The sequence below is a fragment of the Streptomyces sp. NBC_00572 genome (assembly GCF_026341815.1).
In the GTDB taxonomy this organism is placed as follows: domain Bacteria; phylum Actinomycetota; class Actinomycetes; order Streptomycetales; family Streptomycetaceae; genus Streptomyces.
This window is the reverse complement of sequence record NZ_JAPENX010000001.1, coordinates 4,882,542-4,901,503: the sequence shown is the minus strand read 5'-3', so window position 1 is coordinate 4,901,503 and position 18,962 is coordinate 4,882,542. Positions and strand designations below refer to the sequence as shown.

General features: G+C 72.1%; 14 protein-coding genes. 3 read left to right on the top strand and 11 right to left on the bottom strand.

Annotated elements, in window-relative coordinates; all coding sequences use genetic code 11:
* Positions 1-78 precede the first annotated feature (78 nt).
* Both OG514_RS22670 and OG514_RS22665 read left to right on the top strand, forming a co-directional pair.
* Positions 79-1,824, top strand: a complete 1,746-nt coding sequence (locus OG514_RS22670) for an ATP-binding protein (protein WP_266897549.1) — start codon at positions 79-81, stop codon at positions 1,822-1,824.
* Positions 1,821-2,510, top strand: a complete 690-nt coding sequence (locus OG514_RS22665) for a response regulator (protein ID WP_266897547.1) — start codon at positions 1,821-1,823, stop codon at positions 2,508-2,510. The genes OG514_RS22670 and OG514_RS22665 overlap by 4 nt, the downstream gene beginning before the upstream one ends.
* Before the next feature lie 88 nt (positions 2,511-2,598).
* Here OG514_RS22665 and OG514_RS22660 read toward each other — a convergent pair whose 3' ends face one another.
* The 5 genes from OG514_RS22660 to OG514_RS22640 form a co-directional block, all read right to left on the bottom strand.
* Complete coding sequence (locus tag OG514_RS22660; protein ID WP_266897545.1) at positions 2,599-4,191, bottom strand: cation acetate symporter; 1,593 nt, start codon at positions 4,189-4,191, stop codon at positions 2,599-2,601.
* The gene (locus tag OG514_RS22655) at positions 4,188-4,631 is read right to left on the bottom strand and encodes a DUF485 domain-containing protein (protein WP_266900929.1); all 444 of its coding nucleotides are present in this window, start codon (positions 4,629-4,631) and stop codon (positions 4,188-4,190) included. The genes OG514_RS22660 and OG514_RS22655 overlap by 4 nt, the downstream gene beginning before the upstream one ends.
* A 141-nt stretch (positions 4,632-4,772) precedes the next feature.
* Positions 4,773-5,678, bottom strand: coding sequence for a response regulator transcription factor (locus OG514_RS22650; protein WP_266897543.1), 906 nt, complete (start codon positions 5,676-5,678; stop codon positions 4,773-4,775).
* Positions 5,675-6,889: a sensor histidine kinase gene (locus tag OG514_RS22645; RefSeq protein ID WP_266897541.1), complete on the bottom strand. Its 1,215-nt coding sequence runs from the start codon at positions 6,887-6,889 to the stop codon at positions 5,675-5,677. Before OG514_RS22645 ends, OG514_RS22650 begins: the two co-directional genes overlap by 4 nt.
* Before the next feature lie 98 nt (positions 6,890-6,987).
* Entirely contained in the window at positions 6,988-9,105 is a 2,118-nt protein-coding gene (locus tag OG514_RS22640; protein ID WP_266897539.1) for a type IIA DNA topoisomerase subunit B, read from the bottom strand.
* 432 nt (positions 9,106-9,537) lie between these two features.
* Between OG514_RS22640 and OG514_RS22635 the strand changes: the two genes are divergently transcribed.
* Positions 9,538-9,768 carry a hypothetical protein gene (locus OG514_RS22635; protein ID WP_189832487.1) on the top strand — a complete coding sequence of 77 codons (231 nt, stop codon included), beginning with the start codon at positions 9,538-9,540 and terminating at the stop codon, positions 9,766-9,768.
* A gap of 208 nt (positions 9,769-9,976) precedes the next feature.
* Here the strand turns inward: OG514_RS22635 and OG514_RS22630 are convergent, their stop codons facing one another.
* The 6 genes from OG514_RS22630 to OG514_RS22605 all read right to left on the bottom strand — a co-directional run bounded on the left by OG514_RS22630 (position 9,977) and on the right by OG514_RS22605 (position 18,932).
* On the bottom strand, positions 9,977-10,795 hold the full coding sequence (locus OG514_RS22630) for a serine protease (protein WP_266897535.1): 819 nt from the start codon (positions 10,793-10,795) through the stop codon (positions 9,977-9,979).
* A 168-nt stretch (positions 10,796-10,963) separates the two neighbouring features.
* The gene (locus OG514_RS22625; RefSeq protein WP_266897533.1) at positions 10,964-12,511 is read right to left on the bottom strand and encodes an RNA polymerase sigma factor; all 1,548 of its coding nucleotides are present in this window, start codon (positions 12,509-12,511) and stop codon (positions 10,964-10,966) included.
* Between the two features lie 378 nt (positions 12,512-12,889).
* Positions 12,890-13,777 carry a FadR/GntR family transcriptional regulator gene (locus tag OG514_RS22620; protein ID WP_266897531.1) on the bottom strand — a complete coding sequence of 296 codons (888 nt, stop codon included), beginning with the start codon at positions 13,775-13,777 and terminating at the stop codon, positions 12,890-12,892.
* A gap of 160 nt (positions 13,778-13,937) precedes the next feature.
* Positions 13,938-15,716, bottom strand: coding sequence for an ABC transporter ATP-binding protein (locus OG514_RS22615; RefSeq protein WP_266897529.1), 1,779 nt, complete (start codon positions 15,714-15,716; stop codon positions 13,938-13,940).
* Between the two features lie 122 nt (positions 15,717-15,838).
* A complete protein-coding gene (locus tag OG514_RS22610) occupies positions 15,839-16,651 on the bottom strand; it encodes an NUDIX domain-containing protein (protein ID WP_266897527.1) in 813 nt (270 codons plus the stop codon).
* A gap of 109 nt (positions 16,652-16,760) precedes the next feature.
* Positions 16,761-18,932 (bottom strand): glycogen debranching N-terminal domain-containing protein, encoded by a 2,172-nt coding sequence (locus OG514_RS22605; RefSeq protein WP_266897525.1) that lies wholly within the window; start codon positions 18,930-18,932, stop codon positions 16,761-16,763.
* Between the last annotated feature and the right edge of the window lie 30 nt (positions 18,933-18,962).

Here is an 18,962-nt window from a genome sequence, read left to right as displayed (position 1 = left end):
CCCAGCTTAGGTACCGGCACGGACACCCACGCGGACGTCATTTCCGGTCGCGGGGCGTGGCCCTTTACCGTTTCCGGCATGAGCCCCGCACAGACCAGCCCCCCGCGCCCCCGCGCGCGCCGTCGGCGGTTCGGGTGGCCCCAGCGGGTGTTCTCGCAGGTCCTGCTGATGCAGCTGGCCATCGCGACCGGTGTGACCGTCCTCGCCACAGGGCTCTTCCTGGCCCCGCTCAGCGCCCAGCTCGACGACCAGGCCATGCGCCGGGCCCTGGCCATCGCCGGGACCACCGCGTCCCCCCGCATGGCGGCGGACCTCACCGGAAGCCCGCCTTCCGCGCGGGGCCCGGTGCAGACGGAGGCCGAGCGGATCCGGACCTCCACCGGCGCCGAGTACGTCGTCGTCATGGACACGCGCGGGGTGCGCTGGTCGCACACCGATCCCGCCGCGATCGGCGGGCGCGTCTCCACCGATCCGAGCGACGTCCTTGCCGGGCACGAGGTGATGGAGATCGACAGCGGCACCCTGGGCCGCTCGGCGCGGGGCAAGATGCCGCTGCGGGACGCGGACGGGCGGATCGTCGGCGCGGTCTCGGTCGGCATCGAGTACGACAGCGTCCGCGACCGGCTGCTCGCCGCGATCCCGGGCCTCCTCGCCTACGCCGGCGGGGCGCTCGCGGCCGGCGCCCTGGCCGCATACCTGATCTCCCGACGCCTCCAGCGGCAGACCCACGACCTGGCCTTCTCCGACATCTCGGCGCTGCTCGCCGAACGCGAGGCCATGCTGCACGGCATCCGCGAGGGGGTCGTGGCCCTGGACCGCAACGGCTCCGTACGGCTCATGAACGACGAGGCGCAGCGGCTCCTCGGCCTCGGTCCCGAGGCGGCGGGCCGGCCGCTCGACGAGGTCCTCGGCCGCGGCCGTACCGCCGACGTCCTGGCGGGCCGGGTGACCGGCGACGACCTGGTCACGGTCCGGGGCCACCGGGTGCTCATCGCCAACCGGATGCCGACCGACGACGGCGGCGCCGTGGCGACCCTGCGCGACCGCACGGAGCTGGAACGGCTCGGCCGCGAGCTGGACTCCACCCGGGGCCTGATCGACGCCCTGCGCGCCCAGGACCACGAGCACGCCAACCGGATGCACACCCTCCTGGGACTCCTGGAGCTGGAGATGCACGAGGAGGCGGTCGAGTTCGTCACCGAAGTGGTCGGCGTGCACCGGGCCACCGCCGAGCAGGTCACGGAGAAGGTCCACGACCCGCTGCTCGCGGCGCTCCTGGTCGGCAAGGCGACCGTCGCCGCCGAGCGGGGCGCCTCGCTGCGGCTCACCCCCGACTCACTGCTGCCGGACCGGCTCGTCGACCCGCGCGAGCTGGTCACCGTCGTCGGCAACCTGGTCGACAACGCCCTGGACGCCGTCGCGGGCACCCCCGGCGCCCGTATCGACGTCTCCTTCCGCACCGAGGGGCGTACGGTCGTCCTGCGGGTCACGGACAGCGGCCCGGGGGTTCCCGAGGAGCGCCGCGAGCTGATCTTCACCGAGGGCTGGTCGACGAAGGCGCTTCCGTCGCACGGAAAGCGCGGCCTCGGCCTCGCCCTGGTGCGCCGGCTCGCCGAGCGCCGGGGCGGCACCGCGCGGGTGACCGGCGGGCCGGACGGCGGCGCCGAGTTCACCGTCGTCCTCCCGGACGCCCTGACCGAGCCGGAACCCGAGCCGGACGTGACCGCCGGAGCACCGCGACCGAATCCGCTTCCCGAGCCGGACGTGACCGCCAGAGCGCCACGGCCGGATCCGCTTCCCGAGCCCGTCGAGGAGGCACGATGATCGACGTCCTCGTCGTGGACGACGACCTGCTGGTCGCGCGGATCAACGCCGCCTACGTCGCCAAGGTGCCCGGCTTCCGCGTCGCCGCCACCGCCCACTCGACCGCCGAGGCACTCGCCGCACTGGACGAGCATCCGGTGGATCTGATCCTCCTGGACCACTACCTGCCGGACGAGAACGGGCTCGCGGCCGTACGGGAACTCCGCGCGCGCGGCCACCAGTGCGACGTGATCATGGTCACGGCGGCCCGGGACGTGGCCACGGTGCAGGCAGCGATGCGGCACGGCGCCCTCCAGTACCTGGTCAAGCCGTTCAACTTCGCCGGGCTGCGCGCCAAGCTGGAGGCGTACGCGACGCTCCGCAGCACCCTGGAGAGCGGGGGCGAGGCCGAGCAGGCCGAGGTGGACCGGATCTTCGGGGTGCTGTCGGCTGGCACCGTCGCCCCGGATCTGCCCAAGGGGCACTCCCCCACGACGGCCGAGCTGGTCCGCCAGGTGCTGCTCGCCGCCGGCGGTCCGCTGTCCGCGCAGGAGATCGCCGAGCGGGCCGGCGTCAGCCGCCAGACCGCCCAGCGCTACCTCAAACTCCTCGAACGCACCGGCCGGGTCCGTCTCACGCTCCGGTACGGCGAGACGGGCCGCCCCGAGCACCGCTACGCCTGGGCAGCCTCCCCGCAGGCCGGCTGAGGCGCGTCCGCGCCGGGACCCTCCGGGGCTCGGGCCGGTCCGAGGGGCGGGCCGGTCCGAGGGGCGGGCCGGTCCGGGTCGGGACCCGTCAGGCGGCGCCCGCGCCGGTCAGCGCCCGGACCTCGGTCTCGGCGTGCCGTGCCTCGTCGGGCGGCTCGGTCGAGGTGACCGTGCCGATCCAGCCGGCGAGGAACCCGAGCGGGATGGACACCACGCCCGGGTTCTGCAGCGGGAAGAGGTGGAAGTCGACGCCGGGGAACATCGATTCGGGACTGCCGGACACGACCGGCGAGACGAGCACGAGCAGCACCGCCGGGACCAGGCCGCCGTACACCGACCAGACCGCGCCCCGGGTGGTGAACTTCCGCCAGAACAGCGAGTACAGCAGCACCGGCAGATTGGCGGAGGCCGCGACCGCGAAGGCCAGTCCGACGAGGAAGGCCACATTGAGGTCGCGCGCGAGCAGCCCGAGGCCGATGGCGGCCGCCCCGATCCCCGCGGCGGCGATCCGGGCCACGGTCACCTCGCTGTACTGCTTCGCGTGCCGGCGCCGCAACGAGGCGTACAGATCGTGGGCGACGGAGGCCGAGGAGGCCAGAGTGATCCCCGCGACGACGGCGAGGATCGTCGCGAAGGCCACGGCCGCGACGATCGCGAAGAGCACGGTGCCGCCGGTGGAGCCCGCGCCGCCGCCGAGGTCGAGGGCGAGCAGCGGTACGGCGGTGTTCCCGGACGCGTTGGAGGCGCGGACCTCGTCGGGGCCGATCAGGGCGGCCGCACCGAAGCCGAGCACGATGGTCATCAGGTAGAAGCTGCCGATGAGCCCGATGGACCAGACGACGGAGCGGCGGGCGGCCCGGGCGGTCGGCACGGTGTAGAAGCGCGACAGGATGTGGGGCAGCCCCGCCGTGCCCAGGACCAGGGCGATGCCGAGGCTGATGAAGTCGAGGCGGGCCGTCCAGTCCCCGCCGTAGCGGAGTCCGGGGGCGAGGAAGTCCAGGCCGTGGCCGCTGCGTTCGGCGGCGGTGGAGAGCAGGCCGTTCACATCGCCGTGGAAGCGGAGCAGGACGAGGACGGTGAGCGCGATCGTGCCCGCCATGAGCAGGACCGCCTTGACGATCTGGATCCAGGTGGTGGCCCGCATGCCGCCGAGCGACACGTAGATCACCATCAGCGCGCCGACGCCGATCACGGTCCATGAGCGGGCCGCCTCGCTGGTGCCGCCGAGGAGCAGGGCCACCAGGCTTCCGGCGCCCACCATCTGGGCCACGAGGTACAGCACGGAGACGGCCACCGAGGACGTGCCGGCGGCGATCCGCACCGGGCGCTCGGCCATCCGCGCGGCGACGACGTCGGCCAGTGTGAACCGTCCGCAGTTGCGGACCAGTTCGGCCACGAGCAGCAGGACGACCAACCAGGCGACCAGGAATCCGACGGAGTACAGCATGCCGTCGTAGCCGTAGAGCGCGATCAGCCCGGAGATGCCGAGGAAGGAGGCCGCGGACATGTAGTCGCCCGCGATGGCGAATCCGTTCTCCAGGGGAGAGAAGAGCCTGCCCCCGGCGTAGAACTCCTCCGCCGAGCCGCGCCGGTTGCGGCTCACCCAGGTGGTGATCCCCAGGGTGACGGCGATGAAGACGCTGAACAGCACGAGCGCCAGGGTCTGGTGGTCTCCGGTCACGGCTGCGCCACCCCTCGGGTCATCTCCTGGGTGTCCCAGCGCAGTTCGAGCGCGGCCCGGTCCCTGCGCAGCCGTGCGTGGCGCGCGTACGCCCAGGTCAGCAGGAAGGTGGTGAGGAACTGCCCGAGCCCCGCGACCATCGCCACGTTCACCACTCCGGCGACCGGCCGGGCCATCAGGCCGGGTGCGGCGGTGGCGGCCACGACATAGGCGAGGTACCAGAGGAGGAAGGCGAGGGCGGCCGGGAAGACGAACCGGCGGTAGCGGCTGCGCACCTCCTGGAAGGCGGGGCTCCGCTGCACTTCCAGATAGATCTCCGCCGCGCTGTGGACCCGCTGTCGCGGCACCGCGCCGGGCCGGCTGTCGCCGGGGCCCTCGGCCCCCGCCCGCTCGTCCCGGCCGCAGGCCGTCGCGTCGTTCCAGGGGTCGTCGAACGGCATCGCCGAAGCGTCGAGCCCCTCCTGCTTGTCCACCTGCTCCACCGGCCAACTCTCCTTGACAAGCGAACCGTTTCGGCCGCGTGCCCAAGGATGGACAGAGCGGGAAGATCCCGGACTCTTCTCCCCCTGCTGTTCACCCCATCAGGTGACTCTCCGACCAGGTGCCCTGACCAGACCGTGCTGATATGCGTATCGCACGGCCTGCGCCCGGTCGCGTACCCCCGTCTTGGCGAAGAGGTTGTTGATATGGGTCTTCACCGTGGCCGTGGAGATCCGCAGCCGCACGGCGATCTCCTGGTTGGAGAGCCCGTCGGCGACGAGCACGAGCACCTCCGTCTCCCGCTCGGTGAGCCCGTCGGCCTCCGGGGCCACGGGCCCGGCGGCGGCACCCGGCTCCGCGGACCGCGGTCCGGGACCACCCGCCGGCTCCGCCCGCTCGGGACGCTCCCCCCGTTCCATCAACTGCTCCAGCAACCGCCGCTGCACCGTGGGGGAAAGCCCCGCCCGCCCATCGGTCACGTCCCTCAGGGCCCGTACGATCTCGTCCCCGCCCGCGTCCTTGGTCAGGTAGCCCCGCGCCCCCGCCCGCAGCGCGGGGAACAGCGACTCGTCGTCGGCGTATGTGGTGAGCACCACGACCTCCGTCCCGGAGTACAGCTCGCGGATCCGGCGGGTGGCCTCGACGCCGTCGCAGCGGGGCATCCGCAGATCCATCAGGACCACGTCGGGCTCCAGTTCGGCGGTCAGCGCGACCGCTTCCTCCCCGTCCCGGGCCGCCCCCACGACCTCGACCCCGGGAAGCAACCCGAGCAGCATCACGATGCCCTCCCGCACGACGGCCTGATCGTCGGCGACCACCACCCGCACCACCCGAGCCTTCCCGGGAGCACCGGCGCTCTCCGACACGGAGAGACCCTCCGGCACACCGGAATCCCGGGTGGACAGACCCCCCTGCCGGCCGTCGGCGCTCTCCTGACCCCGGTCGGAGCTCTCCTGACCGCGGTCCGCCCCCTCCGGGCCGCCGTCGGCCCTCAGCTGGCCGCTCATGCCGGCACCCGCAGCCGCACCGCGAACCCCTGGCCCTCCGGCCCCGCGTCCAGGCTGCCACCCAGCAGTTCGGCGCGCTCCCTCATACCGCGCAGCCCGTATCCGGAGCCGGAGGAGCCGAGCTCATACCCTTCGGGACCGCCCTCTGGCGTCGGAGGTGGCCCGGAGTCACATATCTCCAGGCAGATCCTGTCCACCTCGTAGGCGAGCCGGATCCGGGTCCGGGCTCCCGGGGCGTGCTTGCGGACATTGGTGAGAGCCTCCTGTGCCACTCGTCGTACTGCCTGGGACGCTTCGGCGGGCAGGTCCCGGCGCTCGCCGGTGACGTCGACCTGGGTGCGGTCCTCCCGTGCCAGGTCCCGCAGGTAGTCCTCGACGGGCACCATGTCACCGCGCAGCGCCGACAGCGCGTGCCGGGTCTCGGCGAGGCCTTCCTTGGCCATGGAGCGGGCCGAGGTCACGAGCTTGAGGATCTCCGCCCGCTCCGATCCCGACTCGATCTGGAGCCGTGCGACCTCCAGATGCACCATCTGCGCGGAGAGGCTGTGCGCGAGCACGTCGTGTATCTCGCGGGCGATCCTGGCCCGCTCGGCGAGCGCCGCCGAAGCGGCCTCGGCCTCCCGGGCGAGTCGCTCCTGGGCGAGCAGCTGGAACCCCGCACCGCGGGCCTGGGCGTCCAGCCGGAGTGAGTAGCCCGCGAGGAGCACGGCCGCCGTGGTGACACCCGCTCCGAGTATCCCGGTCTCGTCGGCCTCCACGAAGCCGGTGACGAGCACCGCCACGGTGGCGAGGCCGACCGGAAGCGGCAGCCGCTCCATCGCCATGACCGAGACGACTATCCACATCACGGTCGCGGACGTCGGAGCGCCGACCGCGTAGGCCCCGAGACCACAGAGAGCTATCACGGCCAGGAGCCCCAGCGAGGCCGGCAGCCGGTGTCCCAAGGTCGTGTGGTGGTAGGCCAGGGCCGCCATCACACAGAGCCCGAACCCGATCGGAGGCACGGGCGCGTACCAACCGTCGAAAGCCCCCGAGGTGTAGCAGCCGCTCAGCACCCAGACGCTCAGGCCCGCGATCAGGCAGTAGTCGAGGACGATGCGCCCCCGGGGCACTCCCAGGCGGGTGAGCGCCTCCCGTGACGGCCAGGCCCTCCAGGAGCCCCCCAGGGCCTCACCACTCTTCGTGCGCGCTCGGTCGCGCCTCTCCCCCATGTCCGTCCCCCTCCGACATCTCCCATGTTACGGAGAGTCGCCGGACGTGTGATCGGCCCGTGGGTGGAGCGTTCTGCTCCACCCACGGGTGGAGCACCTCAGGCGTCGATGCGCGAGCGGTCGAGGGTCGCCGCGGAGCCGGTGATGAACTCCTTGCGGGGCGCCACGTCGTTGCCCATGAGGAGGTCGAAGACCTGCTCCGCCGCGTCCAGGTCGCCGATGTTGATCCGGCGCAGGGTGCGGTGACGCGGGTCCATCGTGGTCTCCGCGAGCTGGTCGGCGTCCATCTCGCCCAGGCCCTTGTAGCGCTGGATGGAGTCCTTGTAGCGGACCCCCTTGCGCTGGTACTCGAGCAGGGTCTGGCGCAGCTCGTTGTCCGAGTACGTGTAGACGTACTTGTCCTGGCCCTTCTTGGGCTGGACGAGCTCGATCCGGTGCAGCGGGGGCACGGCGGCGAAAACCCGCCCGGCCTCGACCATCGGCCGCATGTAGCGCTGGAAGAGCGTCAGCAGCAGACAGCGGATGTGGGCGCCGTCGACGTCGGCGTCGACCAGCAGGACGATCTTCCCGTAGCGGGCCGCGTCGATGTCGAAGGTGCGGCCCGAGCCCGCTCCTATGACCTGGATGATCGCCCCGCACTCGGCGTTCTTCAGCATGTCCGAGACGGACGACTTCTGGACGTTGAGGATCTTGCCACGGATCGGCAGCAGGGCCTGGAACTCGCTGTTGCGGGCGAGCTTGGCCGTACCGAGGGCCGAGTCGCCCTCGACGATGAAGAGCTCGCTGCGCTCCACGTCGTCGCTTCGGCAGTCGGCCAGTTTGGCCGGCAGCGAGGAGGACTCGAGCGCGGTCTTCCGGCGCTGCGCGTCCTTGTGCTGGCGGGCCGCAATCCGGGTACGGGCGGCGGCTACGGCCTTGTCCAGGACGGCACGGGCCTGGGCCTTGGCGTCCCGCTTGGTGGAGGTGAGGAAGGCCTTGAGCTCCTTGGCGACCACGTTCGCCACGATCCGGCGGGCCGCGGACGTGCCGAGGACCTCCTTGGTCTGCCCCTCGAACTGCGGCTCGGCGAGGCGGACCGTCACGACGGCCGTGAGCCCTTCCAGGGCGTCGTCCTTGACGATGTCGTCCTCGGCGACGCGCAGCATCTTCGCCGAGCGCAGGACCTCGTTCACCGTCTTGGTGATGGCCTGCTCGAATCCCGAGACGTGGGTGCCGCCCTTGGGGGTGGCGATGATGTTGACGAAGGACTTGACGTTCGAGTCGTAGCCGGTGCCCCAGCGCAGGGCGACGTCGACGGCGAGCTCGCGGGTGACCTCGGTCGGGGTCATGTGGCCCCGCTCGTCGAGGACCGGGACGGTCTCCTTGAAGGTGCCCTGGCCGGTGAGGCGCTGGATGTCGCAGACGGCCTTGTCCTGCGCGAGGTACTCGCAGAACTCGCTGATGCCGCCGTCGAAGCGGAAGGTCTCCTCGCTCTTGCCGATCCCCGCCAGGTCCCGTTCGTCGCGGACGACGATGGTGAGGCCGGGGACGAGGAAGGCGGTCTGCCGGGCGCGCTGGTGCAGCGTCTCCAGGGAGAGCTTGGCGTCCTTGAGGAAGATCTGCCGGTCCGCCCAGTAGCGCACGCGCGTACCGGTGCGGGTCTTGGGGACGCGCTTGCCCTTGAGCAGGCCGTTGCCCGGATCGAAGGGGCTGTCGGGGCCCTGCTCCGTGAAGATGCCGGGGACGCCACGGCGGAAGCTGATCGTGTGCGTGGCGCTGTTCCGGTCGACCTCGACGTCGAGACGGGCCGACAGGGCGTTGACCACGGAGGCGCCGACGCCGTGCAGACCGCCGGACGCGGCGTACGATCCGCCGCCGAACTTTCCGCCAGCGTGCAGCTTGGTCATGACGACCTCGACTCCGGAGAGTCCGGTCTTCGGCTCGACGTCGACCGGGATGCCCCGGCCGTTGTCCTGGACCTCGACGGATCCGTCGTCGTGGAGGATGACCTCGATGTGGTCGCAGTAGCCCCCGAGGGCCTCGTCGACCGAGTTGTCGATGATCTCCCAGATGCAGTGCATCAGGCCGCGGCTGTCGGTGGACCCGATGTACATACCGGGGCGCTTGCGGACCGCTTCGAGCCCTTCGAGTACGAGCAGGTGCCGCGCGGTGTAGTTGGAAGCGTCACGGTCTGCGGTCAGCAGCGCACTGGACGGCACGGACGTTTCGGCGGTCACGCGGTTCGCTCCTCGCTGAATTTGAAATCTGGCCCGGTGGGGTAAGGCCCGGCGTCGGTCACCGGTCAGAGGGTACCGATGCCTGGTAGAGCCGTTGTAACGCCACCCTCCCCGATTCCTCATGCTAGTCCAGCGTCGTATGGATGTTCGATCCCTCGATGGGGTGACGCGAACATCACGTTCCCTTCCAGGCATGAACCATTTAGGCTCCGGGCACGTCCTCATCAACAACCGGCAACCACGCCGGGAGGACTGACCGACACAAGCAACGCGAAATCCGTAGAGCGACGCAATACGGCTCATTCGCCGCCAACCGGCAGCAGACAGCCACCTCGGAAGAAGTTTCAAGGAAAAGCCGCGAGCGGGAACGTTTTCGGCCTGGTTGGATGTTGACCCTGGTACGACAGCTCGTCGAGCTAGAGAAGAGGCGACGTGACTACTGTTCTGACCCCCGCGAGCCCCCTGACGGCCGCTGACCGCTGCGACCGCTGCGGCGCCCAGGCATACCTGCGTGTTGTCCTGACCAGCGGAGGTGACTTGCTCTTCTGCGCCCACCACGGACGTAAGTTCGAGCCGGAACTCAAGAAGATCGCCGTTGAGATACAGGATGAGACGGACCGCCTGACGGACGTGCCGGCCCGCACGATGGGCGACGACCACTGACGCCTCGCATCCACGACGAGCCCAGATCCGGCCACTGACCGGACTTCGGGCGGCCACCCCCGCATTCCGTGGGGAGTGGCCGCCCGTTCTCGTATCCCGCGCGTCCGGGACCGATCACCGCCGGGACCCGGCAGCGGGCCCGACCGGTGGGCCTGGCCGGAGAACCCGGCCAGAACCCCTGGTCAGAGGCTCCGATCAGCGGCGCTGATCAGAAGCGCGCCAGCAGCACCGCCGAGACACGGGTGTACACACCCGGGTTCTCCGCCTGCCCGCAACCGCTGCCCCAGGACACCAGGCCGACGAGCAGCCCCTTCGCCACGAGCGGGCCTCCGCTGTCTCCCTGGCACGCGTCCTTGCCGCCCTGAGGGTCGCCCGCGCACAGCATCGTGTCGCTCCGGTACGGGACGCCGAATCCGCCCGGGTACGCCCGCTCGCACGCGCTGTCCGGCAGCACCTGGACCCGCGCCGTCCGCAGCGTGGAGGCATAGGTCCCGTTGCCGGTCGTGTCGCCCCAGCCGTAGACGTCCGCCTCCGTACCGGGCGTGTACGCCGCGTCTCCCGCACGGGCGACGCCGATCACGTAAGACTGCGGAAGCGCGCTGACGAGCGTCAGTACCGCGAGATCGCCCGAGTTGGTCGTCGGGTCGTAGTCGGGATTGACCCAGGTGTCCGAGATCCGCACCTCCTGGCCGCCCTGTCCGCCCAGCGCGGCCCGGCCTGCGATGACGACGAAGTCGCGCACCTCCCACGGCTCGCCGCCGAGCACCTCGCGGCCCAGGCAGTGGGCCGCCGTGAGCACCTTGGTCGGCGCCACGAGCACGCCCCCGCAGAACTGCCCCGCGCGCGTACCCCCGAACCGGTCACGGCTGGACAGCGCCACGACCCACGGCGCGTCGGCGATCTGGGCCTGCCGGCCGCCCACCACGACGCTGTCGGCGGCCACGGGTGCGGCAGTGGCCAGCTGCCCCGCCGCCGCTGCGATCAGGCCCAGAGCACCGGTCAATGCTCGGGTGAGGGAACCACGCATGGAGCCTCCTGACTCTCCGGTGATGTCGGTTCACCCAGCGTCCAGCACGCGACCGCGCCGTGCACCCCCGCACAGCCGGAGGGCCCGGCTCCCCCTCGGGGAACCGGGCCCTTCCGCGTACCGCTCCGTGCCTCGTGTCCGCGGCTCGCACGGACGTCGGGATACGGATCAGTCGAGGTAGTCGCGCAGCACCTGCGAGCGCGACGGGTGACGCAGCTTCGACATCGTCTTCGACTCGATCTGGCGGATCCGCTCGCGGGTCACGCCGTAGACCTTGCCGATCTCGTCCAGCGTCTTCGGCTGGCCGTCGGTGAGACCGAAGCGCATCGAGACGACGCCGGCCTCACGCTCGGAGAGCGTGTCGAGCACCGAGTGCAGCTGCTCCTGGAGGAGCGTGAAGCTCACCGCGTCGGCCGGAACGACCGCCTCGGAGTCCTCGATCAGGTCGCCGAACTCGCTGTCGCCGTCCTCACCCAGCGGGGTGTGGAGGGAGATCGGCTCACGGCCGTACTTCTGGACCTCGATGACCTTTTCAGGGGTCATGTCGAGCTCCTTGGCCAGCTCCTCCGGGGTGGGCTCACGGCCCAGGTCCTGAAGCATCTGGCGCTGCACGCGCGCGAGCTTGTTGATGACCTCGACCATGTGCACCGGGATACGGATGGTGCGGGCCTGGTCGGCCATGGCGCGGGTGATCGCCTGACGGATCCACCAGGTGGCGTACGTGGAGAACTTGTAGCCCTTGGTGTAGTCGAACTTCTCGACCGCGCGGATCAGACCCAGGTTGCCCTCCTGGATCAGGTCCAGGAAGAGCATGCCGCGGCCGGTGTAGCGCTTGGCCAGGGAGACCACCAGACGGAGGTTGGCCTCCAGGAGGTGGTTCTTGGCGCGGCGGCCGTCCTCGGCGATGATCTCCAGCTCGCGCTTGAGCTTCGGCGCGAGCTTGTCCGAGTTGGCGAGCTTGTCCTCGGCGAACAGGCCGGCCTCGATGCGCTTGGCGAGCTCGACCTCCTGTTCGGCGTTGAGGAGGGGGACCTTGCCGATCTGCTTCAGGTAGTCCTTGACCGGGTCGGCGGTGGCACCGGCGACGGCTACCTGCTGCGCCGGAGCGTCGTCCTCGTCGTCGTCGGACAGGACGAAGCCCTTGCTCTCGCCCTCGGTCTCTTCTTCCTCGCCCTTGCCGGGCGCGACGTCCTCGAGCAGCTCTTCGCCCTCGACGATCTCGTCGGCGTCCTTCTTGGACGTGGTCTTCTTTGCCGCCGTCTTCTTCGCGACGGTCTTCTTGGCCACCGTCTTCTTGGCGACGGTCTTCTTCGCGGCCGCCTTCTTGGCGGCGGATCCGGCCTCGTCGGCCGGGTCTGCGCCCTCTGCCGCGGAGGCCGTGGCGGCCGTGACGGTCGTCTTCGTCACGGTCGTCCTGGCGGTGACGGTCTTGGTGGCGGTGCGCTTGGCCGGGCTCTTCGCTGCGACGCTCTTGCGGGCGCGCTTCGGCGACTCCGCTGCACTGACCATCAGCGTCACACCCTCTTCCTCGAGGATCTGATTGAGGCTGCGCAGAACATTCTTCCACTGGGTTGGCGGAATCTGGTCAGCCTCGAAGGCCCGACGCACGTCATCGCCGGCGATCTGCCCATCAGCCTTTCCCCGCTCGATGAGCGCCATCACAGACTCGGACTCGGCGATCTCCGGCGGGAGCGTACGGGATGTGCTGGCCGACACGAACAACCTCTCGGAACGATGGAAACGGCTTCCGGCCCCGCCCGGGATCGGGCTGGAGCCGACGACCGTCGACGGGGAATGTGCCGACGGCGCGGGCTGGACCGGGGAACTGCACAGCGCCTCCATCGGCTGCTGTATTCCTTCCTCGGCTGTCACCTCTTAGGTCATCGCACGGCTCGGAGGAGTGTTACGCCCAATCTTCGTGGCCCGAGTCACACCTCATGTGCGACAAACCGACGCAGAGGGATATATCAGCGTACATTCACGCCGCCGGAATCCTGGCACCACCCGGGAAACCCTTCCGGGCTCCCCGGGTGCCGCTCGGACCCGGCGGCACGCGATGTCCGCGCCTCGGCGCTCCCGGCCACGGCCCGCGGGTCAGTGTTCGCGGGGGGCGGGGACGACGCGGTCCACCTCGGGGTGGACCGCGAGCAGGGCCCGCATGGCCGTCTCGGCGCCGAGGGCGTCGCCCGCGGCGAGCGCGTCCACGATCCGGGCGTGGTGGGAGAGGCAGGCCTCGCTCGGACGGTCGCAGCCCGTGACGGGGCCGCCGGACACCTGCAGCGCGGCGGCGACGATGCCGGAGAGGTGCTCCAGCATCCGGTTCCCGGCGAGCTGGATGAGGAGCGAGTGGAACTCGGTGTCGGCGCGGGAGAAGGTGATGCCGTCTCCCTGCGCGAACGCGTGGCCCATGATCTCGACCATGTCGGCGAGACGCTGCTGCACGTCCTCGCGGCCGTGTCCGGCCGCGAGGCGGGCGGCCAGGGGCTCGATCGTCCAGCGCAGCTCGTTCAGCTCGCGGCGCTGGTCGTCGCGCTGCGGGCCGAAGGCGCGCCACTCGATGATGTCGGGGTCGAGGAGGTTCCAGTCGCTGACGGGCCTGACGCGGGTGCCGACGTTCGGGCGGGCACTGACGAGCCCCTTCGCCTCCAGGACGCGCAGAGACTCGCGGACGACGGTGCGCGAGACCTCGAACCGCTGGCCGATCTCTTCGGGGACGAGCGGGCGGTCGGCCCCTAGGTCACCGGAGACGATCATCTGGCCGAGCTGCTGGACGAGCTGGCCGTGCAGCCCGCGCCCCCGGTTGCCGGTGCTCCGGCGGCCGACGCGGCCCAGGTCGGTGTCCACCCCCTCCCAGGAGGGCGGGCCCACACGGCCGGCGGCGGGCGCCTCCGCGTAGGGGTAGCGGTCGAGATCGCCCGGGGCGCCGAGGCCGGAGTCGACGGAGCGGGCGGCGGTCATCATGGTGTGCGCAAGGGTACTCACGCATCCTTTGTCGGCGTTGCCTCCGTGACCCTTGAGGTCTTTGGTGAAAAGCACACGAAAGGGTGATCGGCACCCCCTACACAATTGACGATTAATCGGACATATCGGCTAGATTTCAAGGGAGTTGGACGCGAACCGGAACCTTTCGGTCCGCAAGTGATCACCAACGCGCCTTACGGCGAAGGCCGGTGAACACATAAGCGCAGAGCAACCCGGTCAACGTCAGCGAGAGAGCCACTCCCGCGGGCTGCCCGAGCACCCGCAGCCCGCCGGTCAGCCAGCGGTCCACCGCAGGTGACCACTGCGGACCGGCGAACTCACGCAACCGCGCGGGGAGTCCGGCGGCCGACCGCACCGAGGGCCCGGTCAGCACCTTCTGCAGCAACGGGACGAAGGCGACCGGCACCGCGAGGACCGCCGCCACCCCGGCCGCCGCCGCCCGGAACACCCCCGCACCGAGCACCCCGGCCCAGGCGCAGCCGACCATCAGGCCCAGCCAACTCGCGCAGAGAGTCGGCCAGTTCCTCGGTACGGAGATCAACTCTCCGCCGTAGACGAACCGCAGGGCCTCCAGATCCGCCACCACGACGGCCGCCCCGAGCAGCAGGGCGACGGCCGCCGCCACGGCGAGCTTCGCCAGCAGGAGGCCAGGCCTGCGGGGCACCGCTCCCCGGCCCGTGGTGAGCGCGGGGTAGCGATACTCCTCGCCGAAGGAGAAGGCGCCGAGCAGCCCGGCGCCGAGTGCCGCGGGCGGCAGCGGGGAGAGGGCGGGCCAGCCCGCCAGGACGGCGGGCAGCGCGGCGCGCCCGCCCCGCCCGAGGAGCAGGGCGAGGGTCACTGAGCCGAGCAGGACGGCCGCCACGACGAGCGGGGTGGACGGCACGCCCAGGAGCCGGCGGATCTCGTACCGCAGCGGGCGCAGGGGCGAGCGGGCGGGCTTCCGGGCCCCACCGGGCTCCCCGGCCGGGGAGCCCGACTCCCCGGCCGGGGCCTCACGAGGCCCGGCGACCTCGCTCTCGTGGGCGGAGTCCGGGTGGACACCTCCCGCCCGGGTACGCGGAACGGGCCCGGTGTCACCCGTCTCGGCGGCGAGCCGGTGGATCGGCACGCCGTGACGGAACGCCGTGTCACCGACGGCCGCGCAGTCGCTCCCGTAGACGGACAGGCGATTGCCGTCCTCGGCGACGACCTCGACCGGGCGCCGGGCGGCCCTGGCCTCCTGGGTCACGACCGCCGCCAGCCGCGCGGCCTGCGGGGTGCGGACGGCGACCCGGGGCCGCAGCCGGGTACGGGCGAACTCGGCGACGTCCTGGTCGGCCACGAGCCGCCCGCCGTCAAGGGTGACGACCCGGTCGGCGTTGCGGGCCGCGTCCTTGGGGTCGGCCGTGGTGTAGAGCACGGTGCCGCCGTCGCCGGCGTGCGCCCGCAGGAGCTCGTACAGCCAGACACCCTCGGGTGCGGAGAGGCCGGCGCCGGGCTCGTCGAGCAGCAGGGTATGGGGGCCGCCCAACAAGGCGGAGGCGAGGCCGAGTCGACGATCGGCCCCGACCGGAAGGGTGCCGATCCGCCGGCGCTCCAGTCCGTCGAGGCCGACGGCCCGTGTCAGCTCCTCGGCCCGTGAGACGGGAACCCCCGTGGCGGCGCAGAGCATCCGCAGCTGACCTCGGAGCGTCCGGGAGGGGTGTCCGGGGATGTCGCCGAGAAGCACGCCGACCTCGCGCGGAGGGTGGGCGATGCGGTGCAGCGGTCGGCCCCGGAAGTAGGTGATTCCGCGACCCGGCTCGAGTTCGAGCATGAGCCGGAGCGTGGTGGTCTTGCCGGAACCCGAGGAGCCGAGGAGAGCGGTCACGGCACCCGGCCGGGCCTCGAAGGTCAGATCGTCCACGGCGGGCGGGCGATCGCGGCGGGGAGTGCTGGTCAGTCCGATTGCCTGGAGCATCGCTTCTCTCGCGGTAGATGACACCGCTCCGCGGCAGGGCGGCGCTTTCGCAGCAAGATAACGCTACATTTCGGACTTTCAGTGCAGGGTTGGCGTCCTGGGGTGCCGGAAGTACCGGTCCGTCAGACCTCGGGACGCAGCATCGGCGGGTTGAGGAGCGTGGCCCCACCTGCCCGGAAGAGCTGGGCGGGGCGCCCGCCCTGACGGGTCGTGGTGCCGCCGGCGGGAACCAGGAAGCCGGGCGTGCCGGTCACCTTCCGGTGGAAGTTGCGCGGGTCCAGGGCCACGCCCCAGACGGCCTCGTAGACGCGCCGCAGCTCTCCGACCGTGAACTCCGGCGGGCAGAAGGCCGTGGCCAGGGAGGAGTACTCGATCTTGGAGCGGGCGCGCTCCACGCCGTCGGCGAGGATCCGGGCGTGGTCGAAGGCGAGCGCCGCCGGCCCCCCTTCCTTCTCCTCGGCCGCTGACTCCCCCGCCGTTCCGGCGGCCTCTGCGGTCCCGGCGAGCGCGTCCTCGCCGAGCAGCTCCTCGACGGGGGCCCAGCGGGCGCTGTTCGCGTCGCCGCCGGCCCTCGGCGCGGGAAGGTCCGGGGCGAGAGCCAGATGCGCGACGCTGACCACCCGCATGCGCGGGTCACGGTCGGGCGCCCCGTACGTCGCCAGCTGCTCCAGGTGCGCGCCGTTGCTCGGCACCGGCGGCGGAGCGGCCGGATCGTGGGCGCAGAGACCCGTCTCCTCGACCAGCTCGCGCGCGGCGGCGGCACCGAGATCCTCGTCCGCGCGTACGAAGCCGCCGGGCAGCGCCCAACGCCCCTGGTACGGCGCTTCCCCCCGCCGCACGACCAAGGTGCAGAGCGCATGGCGGCGCACGGTGAGCACGACCAGATCGACGGTCACGGCGAAGGGCGGAAAGGCCGACGGGTCGTAGGGAGGCATGCCGCGATCATAGTCGTCTTCCTGACGATAAGCACGCCCCTCGGAAGCATCGCCGATGACTTCCTCACCCTGCCGCGAGGCTTCCGTCGTGTCTGTCACCGGCATCCCGTCACACCCCCAGCTGAAGGCCCTCTGCGGCCTCCTCGACCATACCGAGACCGAGCCTGCCGACCCGCACCGCGAACGGCTCACCCGCGACCACGAGCCCCGAGAACCGGATCGCCCCGAGCGGAGCCGACCGCAGGGGATGCGTCGAGACGGACCGGCCCGGTGCGTCCGGCCGGATTCCGGCGAGCGCGAGCAGCGCGTGCACCGCGCCGGAGGCCGCGACGGCCGCCGGCCGACACGCGGCGGGGTGCGGCACCGGGCGCCCGCCGGCCGTCCGCTGCTCCCCCGCGTACATCTCGGGCAGCCGGTAGGTGAAGGCCTCCGCCGCGGCGAGCAGTCCGCGCAGCAGGGCGGCGGCCTCCTTCTCGTGGCCGACAGCGGCGAGCCCCGCCACCGCGACCGCCGTCTCGTGCACCCGCACCGCACCCGCCCGGTGGCCGAAGGGGTTGTGTCCCGGCTCCTTGGTACCCAGACTGCGCAGCCCCCAGCCTGAGTCCAGGGCCGGGGTGCCGAGCAGCCTCGCCACCTGTTCGGTCTCCGTCCTGTCCAACAGGCCCTGCGCGTGGCGGCCACCGCCCAGCAGCCCGGTGTCGAGCAGATGCGCGGCCCAGCCGCCGAGCTGGGACCAGCTCCGGCCGTCAGGTCCGCGGGCGACGGAGGGTCGGCCGCCCGCCGGGTCGTCGAGCCAGAACTCCCGTCGGAAACGCTCACGCATTGTCCGCGCGGCCTCCCGCAGCGCGTCTCCCCCGGATCTCCCGCAGGCGTCGAGCAGGTCCGCTCCGAGCAGGGCCGCGCGATGCGCGTGTGCCTGTGTCTCGGCCCGCCAGGGTCCGGCGGGGCCCGGGTCCGGCACGAGGCCGCTCGCGCCGACCGTACGGAGCAGCCAGCCGAGGCAGCGTTCCGCGACGGGGAGCAGGTCGTCCAGGTCCGCTGCCGGCACTCCCCAGCGGCGCGCCTCGGCGAGCACGACCGGAAAGGCGAGGGTGGCCTCGATGCCCGTGCAGCGGGGCGGCAGATGCGGGCCGGCGTCCCTGAGGGGTGCGCGGAGACGGCCGGACTCGGGTCCGCCGCCGGAAAGTTGGGTGCGCCCGAGGGCGTGCAAGGTGGTGACGGCGAGCCGGGTGCCGAGGGGCAGGGCCATCCGGGCCGCCCAGAGCGCCTCAGCGGTGACCGGTCCGCAGCGCCAGGGGACTCCTGCCGCGAGGTGGACGTCTGCCGGGTACGCCGGGTCCCGCTGGAGCAGGGCCCGCAGGTCCTCGACGGACGCGCGCAGCAGATCCCCCGGACGCGGATCGTCACCTTCGGCGAAGGCCTCGGCGAGGACGTGGCCGCCGGGCCGTCCGGCGCCCGCGCCCGAAGAGCCGGTGGGCCGGGTGGGCGAGCCGTCGCGTACCCGTAACCGGACCGTGAACGTGCCCCCCGGCGCCAGATCGGCTTCCCAGCGCAGGACTCCCGCCGCCGCCAGGGCGTCCATGGGCGGCGGGTCCGCCGTGACGGCGACGGACCGCCCGTCGTCGCCGGTCCACCGCAGTCCGGTGCCGTGGACGCTCGCCGTGAGCTCGGGTCCGGGTCGGCCGGACGCGACCGCGCCCAGGTCCGCGAGATCCGAGCCCAGAGCGATTTCCACGGGGAGCCGGAGGGGGCGGGCGACGGCGCTGCGCAGGGTGATCCGTTCGCTCCCGTCGGCGCTCCGGGTGCGTTCGACGGTGAGACCGGGATCGGGTCCGAGGTCTCCGGGGACGCGGAGGACTCCGAGGAACACTGCTCGGTCGGCGGTGGCCATGCGGCCCTGGAGGGCGACGGGCTCGCGCCCCGCCACCCGCAGGACGCAGCGGGAGAGGAGTCGTCGCCCCGCCGCGTACACGCCCTCGGGGCCCTCACCGGTGAGCTGGCCGTGCTCGGCACAGACGGCGAGGGCGGGCAGGGCCACGCAGAGGAGCGCACCATGCACCGAGGGGAGCTCCGCGGGACGCGCCGCGCGCGCGGGCACGGCGCCGGTTCCGGTTCCGGCGCCCGGCCGGCGCCCTGTGGGACGTCCTGGCACCTGGCCGGTGGGGAGTCCGGCGGGACCGCCGGGGGCATGGCCCGTGAGGGCTCCGGTGGGACCGCCGGGGACGTGACCGGTGGGGGGACCGGTGGGGCGGCCGGGGGCCGGGACGGGGCTGAGGGCCATGGCGGGTGCGGGGTGCTCTCTGTGCGAACC